Genomic DNA, 13,921 nt, shown 5'->3' on the forward strand with positions numbered 1-13,921 from the left:
TGAATGTTGTTTTTTAACTTACTTTTTGTAATTGAATACAAAATGAAGTATATCACCTTACAAAAAGTAAGTAAATAGAAATGCTCAAAAAATTTTAACTTTTTTTTGAAGAAAAATTTAATGAGAAAGCAAAAAGAGTGATAGCGGTTACTTGGTTGCTTTAGCGACTTTTTCCACTTTGTCTATGGAGTGGTACTATATAATTATTAAATGTGTGTTTTTTTATTCTTATTATTTTGTCATTGAATTTTACTTATTTTTATAGAAAAGAAGTATATATTTCTTAAATAAGTTTTTCAGTTAAATTTTTCGGTGAATATGTTTATTATTTTCTGAAAATTTAAAGAATTGGGGTATGGATTATGGAAAATCAACAAGATAAAGGCTTCTTTGGCCAGCCGAAGGGGTTATCAACATTGTTCTTCACAGAGATGTGGGAACGATTCAGTTATTATGGGATGCGCGCATTACTTCTTTATTATATGTATGACGCAGTTTCAAATGGTGGTCTTGGATTACCACGTACTACAGCCTTAGCAATCATGTCGATTTATGGTTCACTTGTATTTATGTCAAGTATTGTTGGTGGTTGGATTTCTGACCGTTTACTTGGAGCAAAGCGAACAGTATTTTTTGGTGGAGTATTCATCATGTTTGGTCACATTGTTTTAGCAACCCCATTTGGAGTAGGAGCTTTATTTATTTCAATGGCATTGATCATTATGGGGACAGCTTTACTGAAACCAAATGTATCTGGAATGGTGGGCCATCTTTATTCAAAAACGGATTTACGTCGTGACGCAGGTTTCTCAATCTTTTATATGGGTGTGAACTTGGGCGCGTTATTAGCACCACTGATCGTTGGGACTTTGGGTCAAGAATATAACTATCATTTAGGGTTCTCACTAGCAGCGTTTGGGATGTTCTTTGGTTTATTGCAATATATCATTCAAGGACGTAAAACATTAGACGGTGTTGGAACAAAAGCACCAAACCCATTAACACCAGAAGAACGTAAAGGTTTTATTCGTAACTTTGTTCTTGCAATTGTCGTAATCATTGCTATTTTTGGTGGTGCACAATTAACTGGTCATCTTTCTATTGATTTCTTTGTTAATTCGATTAGCGTACTTGGAATTGTGTTGCCTGTTTTCTATTTTGTAAAAATGTTAACGTCAAAAGATGTTTCTGCAGAAGAAAAACCACGCGTGTTAGCATATATTCCCTTGTTTTTAGCAGCAATTATTTTCTGGTCATTACAAGAGCAAGGCTCATCTATTCTTGCATTGTTTGCCAGTGAACGAACACAATCAACTTTATTTGGTGTAACGATCCAAGCAAGTTGGTTCCAATCATTAAATCCGATTTTCATTTTTGTTTTGACACCTGTCTTCGTTACTTTATGGACAAAACTAGGACAAAAACAACCATCTACTGTTGTGAAATTTGCGCTTGGTTTATTATTTGCTGGACTTTCTTACTTATTATTGATGTTACCAGGTTTATTATATGGAACAGCTGGAAAAGTAAGCCCAATGTGGTTGGTGGGTAGCTTCTTCATCATCGTAATTGCGGAATTGTGTTTATCACCAGTTGGTCTTTCAGTAACAACTAAACTAGCACCGCGCGCGTTTGAATCACAAACCATTGCTATTTGGTTCTTAGCAGATGCCTCATCACAAGCAATTAACGCACAAATCGCTCGTTTTTATACACCGGCAACTGAATCAGCATATTTTGGAATCATTGGGGTTGTTGCAATAGTCGGCGGGATTTTATTGTTCACAATCAAAGAACCAATTAAGAAACTGATGGGTTCAATTCATTAAAAATTCTTAGTGCCTTGGGCAATTGATGCCCTAGGCTTTTTTTTGTGGAAAAATAGTTTAGATATAAGATCAATTCAAAAAAATTTGTAGCTGACTATTTTCTTGTCGCAAAGTTATTTGAGATGTTCTTAAAGCAACTTTTTCATATAGTTACATTTACTTCAAAATAGAAGAAATTATTTTGTGCAATTGCGTATGATATTGTTGAAGGGGGATGATTTGTGATAGTTTTTTCCTCCGAGTGCCCCAAGGAACTCCTCGTAATAACGCTCAACTAATCAAAATTATGAAAAGCTATTTTAAGTGCTTGCGCGCTCTCTGGTGGGAGTTAGGTGTTTTGCGCCACAACCTTATCCACGGTGTTCTCAAAGCAACTTCTCGAAATAATTCGTAACTGACCAAAAATATGGAAAGCTATTTTTGTCAGTTGCTCATTATTTTGTCGAAGCTGACCGCTTTGCACCACAACCTTTTTTTAAAAGTTATTTCTTTTCACCAAAAACCTTGATAAGTAGAACGAATGTTCAGTTTTTTTGTTATAATAGAGGAGCATCAAAAAGTAAAGGAGGAGTAAAATGTCTTTACAATTTATTCTCGGCTCAGGTAAAAAAGATCATCGAACAGCATTAATTGATGAGGCGACGGCTTGGTTAGAAGCAGCTCCTCAAAACCAAGTCTTTTTCCTTGTCCCTAATTACAATAAATTTGAACAAGAACAAGAATTATTAGCAATGTTACGTCAGCGCAAAGGAACAAAAACTTTTAGTACAACAAATGTCCAAGTTTTCAGTTTTTATCGACTCGCATGGTACATTTTGCAACAGACAACTTTGCTTTCAGGGAATAGCATCACCGAAACTGGCTCAGCAATGATTCTGCGTCAGATTTTAGAAAAAAATCGTGAAAAGTTGACTATTTTTCGTGGAGAAGTCAACAAAAAAGGATTTATCAAGCAACTCCAAGAATTGTATGAAGAAATGCGCACAGGAAATGTTCAGCCCAGTGATTTAACGGCTAGCTTAATGAGGGAAAGTCCAAAAGAAGCAGATCAACAATTGAAAATGCAAGATTTGCGGTTGATTTTTTCTGCGTATGAAGAAGAATTATTTGAACGCATGTTACAAGCTGAAGATGCTTTGGCGATTTTGAGTGAATATCTCTACCAACATGATTTTCAACATGTGAAATTTTTGATGACGGGCTTTTCTCGAATCAATGCGCAGGAGTATCAGCTGTTGAGCGCAATGATGGCAAAAGGAAATCTGGTTGTCGATTTATTACTTGACAGACCTTATCCTAATGAAGTACCTGAACCTTTAAATTTATTTCACGAAACAGGTAAGTTATATTTTCGCCTGTTGAATGGAGCAAGAAAACAGCGTGCGCCGATTTTAGTTGATCAATATGCACCAGCAAAAGAAGTACCAGAGGCGTTAGCTGCATTACAAGATATGTGGGAAGAAACAAGTAGTCAAAAGCAAAATCGTTCGCGAAAAATCGGTGCACAAAAGACGATTCATTTGTGGGAGGCGGAGACACCGACAGAAGAAGTCCAACAGCTTGCTGTAGAAATTCGTCGTTTGGTAAGTGAGGGAGAATGTCGGTATCGTGATATCCAAGTATTGACGAAAGATATGCTTCTTTATGGCAATTTACTAAAACCGATTTTTCAAGAAATGGCGATTCCATTTTATCTTGATGAAGAACAATTAATGGAAAATCATCCCTTGATTGAATGGATTAATAGTTTGTTTGCTTTGGATCGTTACGCGTATCGGTTGAGTGATATTATGCGATTTTTCAAAACGGAGTTATTGATTGCTCCAGAAAATCCCGAATTAGAACAAGAAGACTGGCAAGTTATAAGAGATGACTTTCGTAAGAAACTGGACCTCACAGAAAATGTTGCTTTGGCTTATAATTATCAAGGAAATTATTGGACCCGTGCAAAGGATTGGACGTTTGTTTCTTACAACTTTGAATCAGAAGAGCTGGAAGATGTCCAAGAACTACAAGAGCAATCAAATGAAATTCGACGCTTATTCCAGAGTAATATCCCAATTTTCTTTAAAAAAATCAAAAATTGTGAAAATGGACAAGAAGCCGCTAATGTTTTTTATCAGTTTTTAGTAACGAGTGGTGTCCGTCAACAGCTTTTATTTTGGCGAAACCAAGAAGTGGCTCGCGGAAACTTAGCTCAAGCAAGAAATCATGAGCAAACATGGGGTGCGTTGATTGACTTATTGGACGAGTTTGCATTGATATATGGAGAAACCAGTTTCGAATGGGGAATCTTCCAAGAGATTATCAGCAGTGGATTAGAAAACCTAAGTTATGGTAAGATCCCTACAGCAATTGATCAAGTTCAAGTGAATCGCTTAGAATTGGTTCGGCCAAATCAAGCAAAAATCACTTTTGCTTTGGGCTTGAATGATCAGACTTTTCCAGCTCGTCAAGAAACAAAAGGATTGTTGTCTAGTGAAGAACGAGAACAGTTGAATCAAGCATTGGCTGAAGACCAGTATTTGTTTGATCCTGCAACGGAAAGTATGTCTTCTGAGCCTTTTCAAGCTTATTTGGTCTTTCTTTCAGGGACAGAGCGACTTTATTTAAGCTATGCGCAAAGTTATGATACGGATCGAAGTTTGAAAATTTCTCCTTATTTACAACGAATCAATCGTTACTTGGCAATTCCAATCGAGAAAAAGACACGGTTGATGGTAACTAGTGATCCAGCAAATTATATTGGCACGTATCGGAGTGCTATTGATGCATTGAATCGAATGTTTCGTTTGGCAGCGGATGAGAAACAACAATTAGCGAAAGTTTGGACCGAATTAAGAGAAGTTGTACTTCATTCTCCTTGGCGAAATTTTGCTTTGCGTGTATTTGAAAGTCAGTCTCATTTGAATGTTCCAGTTTCATTACCAACAGAATTAGCAGAACAGTTATACGGAAAAGAAATCTATACATCTATTTCTCGGATGGAAAATTTCTACAATTGTGAATATAAATACTTTGTTCAATTTGGCTTGAAGTTGAAAGAACGTATGATCTATGGGTTGACACCCGCAGCAACAGGGGACTTTTATCATGAGTCACTAGATCGTTTCTTCAAATTATTATTTTCAAATCAACTTTCACTTGTTAGTATGACAGAAAAAGAACGTCAAGACTTCACTGAAAAAGTTCTCCAAGACGTGTTTGGTGAATTACGCTTTGAAATTTTAGATAGCTCTGCACGGATGAACTATATTCGCTATCAATTGAGTCAAACAATCCAAAAAGTTGCATGGGCGTTACAAAAGCAAAGTAAAAATACGGGGCTACATCCATTACAAACAGAGATTTTATTTGGACAAATTGCTGGGGCAAAAGGAATCCCTGGTTTGGAATTACCTTTGCAAAATGGCGGAAAACTTCATGTTCGAGGTAAAATCGACCGTATCGATACGGCAACGGAGCAAGAGGAAACATGGTTAAGTGTCGTGGACTATAAATCAAGTGGGCGAACATTTGATGTTACGGAGGCCTACTATGGAATGGCTATGCAACTGCTGACTTACTTAGATGTCGCTTTGATGGACGCAGTACGCTTAACCGGACAAGCTACAGTCAAGCCTGCTGGTTCCTACTATTTACATGTCCATAATCCTGTATTAACAGAAAATGAAGAAATTGAAAAGAATACGTTGAAAAAATTTAGTTATGATGGCGTTTTTGTTGACGATCCGGGATTGTTGGAAGTTCTTGATCATTCGCTAGAAGCGAAAGAACAATCTTTGATCTATCCAGTGAAAAAAAATGCGAAAGATGAGTATCAAAAAGGCAGCTACAGTAAAGAAAAATTCTTTACAGAGGAAGAATTGCATCAGTTTATGGCACATAATCGTAAAAATATGCGTTTAGCTGGTGAAGCAATCACTTCGGGAGAAATCAAACTGAATCCAGCGTATAAAGATAAGCAGCGTATTGCTTGTCAATTTTGTCCATTTCGAAGTGTCTGTACTTTCGATGTAATGTTAAAAGAAAATAATTATCATCGTTTAGAAAAATTGGACAAGGATGAAGCATTACGCAGAATTTTGAAACGAGGTGAAGAAGAGTGAGTCAGATTCCGTTAAAACCCCAAAATGAACGTTTTACAGATGAACAATGGCAAGCTATTTTTGACCGTGGGGACAATTTACTTGTCTCCGCTTCAGCAGGATCTGGGAAAACGACGGTTCTTGTTCGTCGTGTGATTGAAAAACTTAAAATGGGCGTAAATATTGATGAACTCTTGATTGTTACGTTTACTGAAGCTGCTGCACGTGAAATGAAAGAAAGAATCCAAGAAGCTTTGCAGTCGGCAATCAATGAGGAAACAGATACACAACATCAACAACATTTTACGAAGCAATTGATGTTGCTACCTACTGCTAATATTTCGACACTACATGCATTTTGTTTAACTGTCATTCGTCGTTTTTATTACTTGATTGATATCGATCCGGTTTTTCGAATGTTAACTGATGAAACAGAAACTTTGTTGATGAAAGAAGATGTGTGGGACGAATTACGTGAACACCTTTACGGAGAAAAAAATGAACGGTTTTTCCAATTAACGACAAACTTTTCAAATGATCGGTCAGATGAAGGATTGACTGATTTGGTCTTTTCTCTTTATGAATTTGCGCGTGCTAATCCAGATCCAGCTAATTGGCTTAAAGGTTTGAGTGATGCTTATCGCTTAGAAGGCTCACTTGGCGAATCGGCACTATATCAAGAGCAACTACGCCCGTTGATTTTGGCAGATGTTTTTCAATGTATACAAGCTTACGAAGAAATGGTTCGCTTAGCGCAGACGGAAGGTTTGGAAAAAATGTATGACCAGGTTTCCGAGGAGCATGAAAGAATCAACGCAATCTATGAGGCATTTATACAAGACCAACTAGATGTTGCTTATCAAGGATTAGAGAATTTAACCTTTTCAACATTTAAAAGCAGTAGGAAAGCAGAGTTGAAAGAGTTATCAGCAGAAATAAAAGCTCTTCGAGATCGATCGAAAAAAACGATTCAAGAAATTAGTAAGAATTATTTTGTTGTTTCACCAGCGCAAATGGAAGCCATTATGGCACAAACTCTTCCTTTAGTGGAAGAGATGTGTCAAGTAACGCAAGCATTTATGACCGGTTTTAGTGAAAAGAAACGTGAAAAAGGTGTATTAGATTTTAATGACCTAGAGCATTTAGCACTGATGATTTTGACCAAAAGAACGGCGAACAGTTGGGCAGCAAGTGAAGCCTCGAACTATTATCGAGAGAAATTTAAAGAAGTAATGGTTGATGAGTATCAGGACGTCAATCAACTGCAAGAGGCAATTTTATACTGGTTAAGAGAACCAGACCCAACGAACGGGAATCTTTTCATGGTTGGGGATGTCAAGCAATCCATTTACTCTTTCCGTTTAGCTGATCCAAGTTTATTTATCAAAAAATATCAAGATTTTTCAAAAGCAGAAGGCGGTAGAAGAATCGTTCTGGCAGAAAATTTTCGTTCACGAGAAGAAGTATTAAGATTCACTAATCTGATTTTTAGTCAGATTATGGATGAGCAAGTTGGTCAGATTACTTATGATGAAGCAGCAAAATTAGCGCTAGGGTTTCCTGATTTTCCTAAAAGTACGCAGTTTGATCCAGAAATTTTGATTTATGAAAAAGAACAGGAAGAAACCACGGAAGAGTTACCTTCGGATGATTTTCTTGAAGATAAAACAGAAGGCGAATTATTGATGACAGGGTTGAAAATTCGTGAATTAGTTGATAGTAAGTGGGAAATCTATGATAAAAAATTGAAAGTGAATCGACCAGTTGAATATGGCGATATTGTTCTGCTAACACCGACGAAAAAAAATAATTTAACGATCTTAGATGTGTTTAAGACATTAGATATTCCATTGGAAATGAACGACGCCCAAAACTATTTCCAAGCAACGGAGATTCGGACAATGATTTCATTACTACAAATCATTGATAATCCTTATCAAGATATTCCTTTGGTAGCTATTTTACGTTCGCCAATCGTTGGCTTGATTGAACCTGAATTGGCACAGATTCGCTTAGCAGATCGAAACCATACATTCTTTGATGCGTTTTTGACTTATGAAAAATTGAATCAAGATCACTTGAGTGTTAAGCTCTCTGATTTTAAAGAATTATTGGATAAGTGGCGTGAACTTGCACGGCGCTCTTCAATTGCAGACTTGCTTTGGGCTATTTACTACGAAACAGGTTACTTAGAATATGTGGTAGGATTACCGGCTGGTGTCCAGCGACAAGCAAACTTATATGCGCTAGTGGATCGTGCGAAAGCTTATGAGCAAAGTTCGTTTCGAGGGCTGTATCAGTTTGTTCGTTTTATCGAAAAAATGCAAGAAAAGGACAAAGATTTGGCAGAACCTGTCATTGCGGTGGAAGACAATGCAGTGCGGGTGATGACGATTCACGCGAGTAAAGGACTAGAGTTTCCCGTTGTCTTTTTGCTGGACATGACGAAAGAATTCAATTTACAAGATCTACGAAAACGTTATGTATTTGAAGAAAAATTAGGTGCAGGAATCCGCTATATGGATCCGCAAACTCGCGTGTTGTTTGATACATTACCTTTTCAAGCAATCAAATTAGCTAGACAAAACAAATTATTATCGGAGGAAATGCGTAAGTTATATGTCGGATTGACTCGGGCGGAACAAAAACTGTTTATTGTTGGCTCCTATAAGAGTCGCGAACAAACGATTAAAACGTGGAGCGAAGCGCGAAATACAGCGGAACTTGTTCTGGATCCAGCGCTCCGTTTAAAAGGTCGAGGGAGCTTAATGAATTGGATTGGCTATAGCTTGATTCGTCATCCTCGAATGTCCGAATATTTGGAGGACGAGTCAACAATGACTTTAGCTGATGCGAAAGATTCCTTTAGCGTTTTATGGATGGATCAACAAGCGTTAGTCGAAAAGCGTCACCAGCTTGCACAGCGTGGACCTTCTTTAATTAAATCGGAAGAAAACCAAATTGGCTTATCAGAAACTCTGCGTCAACGTTTAGCATATGTTTATCCTTATCAGGCTGCCACTCAAACGACCAGTTACCAATCAGTTTCGGAAATCAAGCGATTATTTGAGGATCCAGATGATAGTCAGGCAACAAAGTTAAGTTGGGAAGACAATCAAACAAAAGCAAAAAATCAACAATTTCGTTATACACAAGAACAGTTGGCTGAGCCTAAATTTTTACAAAAAGGGGTATCGGCAAGTGCAATTGGAACAGTCACACATACATTGTTGCAATTATTACCGTTGGTGCCACCAACAGAAGAATCAATCCAAACTTTATTAGCAGAGCTAGTCAAAAAAAGATTAGTAGATCAACAAGTGGCAAAAAAAGTCGACATTTCTGCGATTCTTTGGTTTTTTGAAACAGAGCTTGGAAAGCAGTTATTGGAGAACGCCACAAAAGTGAAGAGAGAGCAACCATTTGCGATGTTGATGACAGCAGAAGAAGTGTTTGAAAATTATCCAGATGAAAGCGATGAGTTACTTATTCACGGAATCGTTGACGGTTATATTGAATTTGTAGATGAAATTTATCTTTATGATTTCAAAACAGATTTTCTTATGAATCCAGATAATCCAGCTGAGATTGATAAAGTTGTCCAAAAATATTTAGGACAACTCCGACTTTACCAACAAGCATTGGCAGATTCTTTAGGGAAACCTGTAACGAATACCTTTTTAGTTTTATTACGTGGTAAAAAAATCATAAATGTTAACAAAAGATTATGAATAAGCATAAGTTGCTTACACTTTGTAAGTATTATGCTATACTCTTCAAAAAGAGGTGAGTAAGATGGAGCTTACACAGACAGACTTTGTTCTATGTCCGAAGTTTGAGAAAACTTTCTCGATTTTGGGGAAAAAATGGAACGGGTTAATTATTGATGTACTACTAGAAAATGGTCCGCAACGCTTTGTTGATCTTGCTGCAAAGATTCCGATGGTTAGCGATCGAGTATTAGTCGAGCGTCTAAAAGAGTTAGAAAAAGAAGGAATTGTTACTCGAAATATTTCCTGTAATGAATCTAATCGTTCTGAGTATCTTTTGACTGAAAAAGGAGCAGATCTACAAAACTCAATCAAACAGTTACAAGTTTGGAGTGAAAAGTGGGTCACTGAGGAAGAATGCAGTTGATTTCAGGACAAAATTCTTGTAGAATTGATTTTGTAAATTGTAAATAAACAAAGAACCATGACGAAAAAGAGTAGTTTGGCTAAACCAGATCAGGGAGATTTGTCATAGACTGAGAGCAAATCCTGTGTTTGAAAAATGAAGTTCACTTTCTGAGTTCGCCTAGTTTTTTCTACTAGGCCGGCAATTGTCGTTAATCAAGTAAGTGTGTGAGTAGCTATTCGCTTTACTCACAAATTAGGATGGTATCGCGAAGACCTCGTTCCTTGATAGGAATGAGGTCTTTTTTTGTATTTGAATTTGAAGGAGGAAATCAGCAATGTCTTTACAAGCACAACTCGAAAGCTTGAAAGAAGCAACGATTGTTAAAATTACTGCCGCACAGGATTTGAAAGAATTGAATCAAATCCGCGTGGAAACGTTAGGGAAAAAAGGCCCGATTACCGAAGTTCTTCGTGGAATGAAAGACCTTAGTCCAGAAGAAAGACCAAAAGTAGGTAGCTTTGCGAATGAAATTCGTGATTTATTAACAGCAGAAATTGAACGTAAAAAAGAAGTTCTTGAAGAAGAAGCACTGAATGCTGCTTTAGCAAAAGAAACACTTGATGTGACTTTACCTGGTCGTCAAGTAAAACAAGGGACACGCCATATCTTGACACAAATCATGGAAGAAATCGAAGATATTTTTGTGGGAATGGGTTATCAAATCGTTGAAGGTTACGAAGTGGAGTCAGATCACTACAACTTTGAACGAATGAATTTGCCAAAAGACCATCCTGCGCGAGACATGCAAGATACGTTTTATATTTCCGAAGATATTTTGATTCGTACACATACTTCCCCTGTTCAAGCACGAACAATGGAAAAACATGATTTCTCAAAAGGTGCACTACGAATGATCTCACCTGGGAAAGTTTTCCGTCGGGACACAGATGATGCTACTCATAGCCATCAATTCCATCAAATTGAAGGTCTTGTGATTGATAAAAATGTAACAATGGGAGACTTGAAAGGGACACTAGAAGTTGTGATGAAGAAAATGTTTGGAGCAGATCGCAAAATTCGTTTGCGTCCAAGTTATTTCCCATTCACTGAACCGTCTGTTGAAGTAGATGTTAGCTGTTTCAAATGTGGAGGCAAGGGTTGTAATGTCTGCAAATATACTGGTTGGATTGAAATTTTAGGTGCTGGAATGGTTCATCCAAATGTTTTAGAGATGTCAGGAATCGATCCAAATGAATATTCGGGATTTGCTTTTGGACTTGGACCAGATCGCGTAGCAATGTTACGTTACGGTGTTAATGATATCCGTAATTTTTATCAAAATGACTTGCGTTTCTTAAGTCAGTTCAAGGGGGAGTAAAAAAGGATGTTAGTTTCATATAAATGGTTAAACCAATATGTTGATTTATCAGCAGTGACACCACAAGAATTAGCAGATAAAATGTCTGTTACTGGTATCGAGGTCGAAGGGATCGAAGTACCAGAAGAAGGTTTGAAAAAAATTGTCGTCGGTGAAGTAAAAGAATGTGTACCGCATCCTGATTCTGATCACTTATCCATTTGCCAAGTAGATATTGGGGAAGATGAATTATCTCAAATTGTTTGTGGCGCACCGAATGTTAAAGTGGGTATTAAAGTCATCGTTGCTTTACCCAATTCACGGATTGCTGGCAATGTGAAAATCAAAAAAGGAAAAATGCGCGGTGAAGTATCCAATGGGATGATCTGTGCGCTACAAGAAATTGGTTTTTCTGATAGCGTCGTGCCAAAAGAATATGCAGAAGGGATCTATTATCTTCCTGCTGATGCTGTGAATGGTGAGCCAGTATTTTCATACCTTGGGATGGATGATTCAATTATTGAATTATCGATCACACCGAACCGCGCTGATGCATTATCCATGCGTGGTGTTGCCTATGAGGTTGGCGCAATTTATCGCCAAACACCAACATTCAATGATGAAAAATTAATCGAAGTTGATCGTTTAGCTAGTGAAAAAATCGCTGTGACTGTAGAAGATAAAGAACTTGTTCCAGCGTATCAAATTCGGGTAATTGAAGGGGTTAAAATCCAACCAAGTCCACAATGGTTACAAAACCTTTTAATGAACGAAGGAATTCGTCCAATCAACAATGTAGTTGATGTAACAAATTATATCCTGTTATTGTTTGGTCAACCATTACATGCATTTGACTATGACAAACTTGGCTCGAAAGAAATTGTTGTCCGTCATGCCAAAGAAGCAGAAGAATTAGTGACACTTGACGGTGAAACGCGTGAATTGACACCAGAAAACTTAGTGATTACTAATGGCTCGGTTCCTGTTGCTTTAGCAGGTGTTATGGGTGGTTTGGATTCAGAAATCACTGAAACAACAACAACTGTAGCATTAGAAGCAGCATTATTTGATCCTGTTTCGATTCGTCGAACAGCCAAACAATTCAATTTACGTAGTGAATCTTCTGCACGTTTTGAAAAAGGAATCAATCATGCAACAATTGCTGAAGCAAATGACGTTGCGGCAGCTATGATTGTCGCGCTTGCTGGAGGCGAAGTCCTAACTGGTGCAGTAGCTGGCGCGGAAGTAACAGTCGAAGATGTAACAGTTCCAATCACACTACAACGAATTAACCAATATTTAGGTACAAACTTGACTAGGGCAGAAGTGAACGAGATTTTTGAAGCACTTGGTTTTGATTATCAAGAAACCACTGAAACATACGCTGTCGTTGTTCCACCAAGACGTTGGGATATTCAAATTGAAGCAGACATCATTGAAGAAGTTGCTCGTATCTATGGTTATGATCGTTTGCCATCTACACTACCAAGTGGAGAAACAGTTGCTGGAAGTCTAACAGCAGAACAAGCAGGCACCCGAACCATTCGTACATTGCTTGAAGGTAGTGGATTGAGTGAAGCAATTAGTTATGCGTTGACGACCGAAGAAAAATCTCGTCAATTCGCAATGAAAGAAACGAATATCACTCGTTTAGACTGGCCAATGAGCGAGGAGCGTTCAGTTCTTCGGATGAACTTGATTAGTGGGTTATTGGACAATGTTAATTACAATGTGGCTCGTAAAAATACTGATGTTGGTTTCTATGAAGTAGGACGTGTGTTCTATCAAGAAAATGATCCTTTGACTCATTTGCCACAAGAAGTAAAACATCTTGCGTTAGCTATTTCTGGTACATGGCAAGAAAAAGATTGGCAAACAAAAGCAGAACCAGTTGATTTCTTTACAATCAAAGGATTGTTAGAAAACATTTTTGCCCAATTATCCATTACTGAACAAATGAGTTATCAAGCAACTACCATGCCAGAAATGCATCCAGGTCGGACGGCTGCTATCTATCTTGGGGAACAATACCTTGGATTTGTTGGTCAAGTTCATCCAACAATTGCCAAAGCGTATGACATTCCAGAAACGTATGTTGCAGAATTAGATTTAGTTTCACTGATTGAAGCAGCACAAGCTGGCATTACCTATCATGCTGTGACAAAATTCCCAGCAGTTAGTCGAGACATTGCTTTGTTAGTTAAAGAAGAAGTAACAAACCAAGAATTAGAGACAGTGATTAAAGCATCTGCTGGTAAATTCCTAACAGAAATTCAATTATTTGATGTTTATCAAGGTGACAATATTGAAGCAGGAAACAAATCAATGGCGTATAGCTTGACATTTGCAAATCCTGACGCAACATTAACTGATGAAGAAATCAATAAAGCTATGGATAAAGTAACAAATGCGTTAACAGAAAACTTGCACGCAAGTATTCGTTAATTCTTTACTTATTCAGAAAAACCCAGCCACAAGTTAGACTTTCTCGTCTAACTTGTGGCTGGGTTATATTTAGTCAAAAAGTG

General features: G+C 37.5%; 6 protein-coding genes and 1 other annotated feature. All 6 genes read left to right on the forward strand.

Translation table 11 applies throughout. The features are described 5' to 3' along the window. Window positions 1-362: 362 nt before the first annotated feature. The 6 genes from JZO71_RS09110 to pheT all read left to right on the forward strand — a co-directional run bounded on the left by JZO71_RS09110 (window position 363) and on the right by pheT (window position 13,838). Window positions 363-1,829 (forward strand): peptide MFS transporter, encoded by a 1,467-nt coding sequence (locus JZO71_RS09110; protein ID WP_206899186.1) that lies wholly within the window; start codon window positions 363-365, stop codon window positions 1,827-1,829. A gap of 575 nt (window positions 1,830-2,404) precedes the next feature. Continuing rightward, window positions 2,405-5,938, forward strand: a complete 3,534-nt coding sequence (locus JZO71_RS09115) for a PD-(D/E)XK nuclease family protein (RefSeq protein ID WP_206899187.1) — start codon at window positions 2,405-2,407, stop codon at window positions 5,936-5,938. Next, window positions 5,935-9,648: a helicase-exonuclease AddAB subunit AddA gene (addA, locus tag JZO71_RS09120; RefSeq protein WP_206899188.1), complete on the forward strand. Its 3,714-nt coding sequence runs from the start codon at window positions 5,935-5,937 to the stop codon at window positions 9,646-9,648. Before JZO71_RS09115 ends, addA begins: the two co-directional genes overlap by 4 nt. Window positions 9,649-9,712: 64 nt before the next feature. After that, entirely contained in the window at window positions 9,713-10,054 is a 342-nt protein-coding gene (locus JZO71_RS09125) for a winged helix-turn-helix transcriptional regulator (protein ID WP_067482388.1), read from the forward strand. Between the two features lie 48 nt (window positions 10,055-10,102). Next, window positions 10,103-10,321 (forward strand) — a binding site (T-box leader). Window positions 10,322-10,370: 49 nt separating this feature from the next. Further along, window positions 10,371-11,414 (forward strand): phenylalanine--tRNA ligase subunit alpha, encoded by a 1,044-nt coding sequence (pheS, locus tag JZO71_RS09130; protein ID WP_206899189.1) that lies wholly within the window; start codon window positions 10,371-10,373, stop codon window positions 11,412-11,414. Window positions 11,415-11,420: 6 nt separating this feature from the next. Next, a complete protein-coding gene (gene pheT / locus JZO71_RS09135; RefSeq protein WP_206899190.1) occupies window positions 11,421-13,838 on the forward strand; it encodes a phenylalanine--tRNA ligase subunit beta in 2,418 nt (805 codons plus the stop codon). Window positions 13,839-13,921: the final 83 nt, after the last annotated feature.

The sequence above is a fragment of the Candidatus Enterococcus courvalinii genome (assembly GCF_017315945.1).
GTDB lineage: Bacteria > Bacillota > Bacilli > Lactobacillales > Enterococcaceae > Enterococcus_B > Enterococcus_B courvalinii.

Coding starts and splice junctions, on each gene's coding strand:
- JZO71_RS09110 (WP_206899186.1), top strand. CDS start 363: ATGGAAAATCAACAAGATAAAGGCTTCTTTGGCCAGCCGAAGGGGTTA.
- JZO71_RS09115 (WP_206899187.1), top strand. CDS start 2,405: ATGTCTTTACAATTTATTCTCGGCTCAGGTAAAAAAGATCATCGAACA.
- JZO71_RS09125 (WP_067482388.1), top strand. CDS start 9,713: ATGGAGCTTACACAGACAGACTTTGTTCTATGTCCGAAGTTTGAGAAA.
- pheS (WP_206899189.1), top strand. CDS start 10,371: ATGTCTTTACAAGCACAACTCGAAAGCTTGAAAGAAGCAACGATTGTT.
- pheT (WP_206899190.1), top strand. CDS start 11,421: ATGTTAGTTTCATATAAATGGTTAAACCAATATGTTGATTTATCAGCA.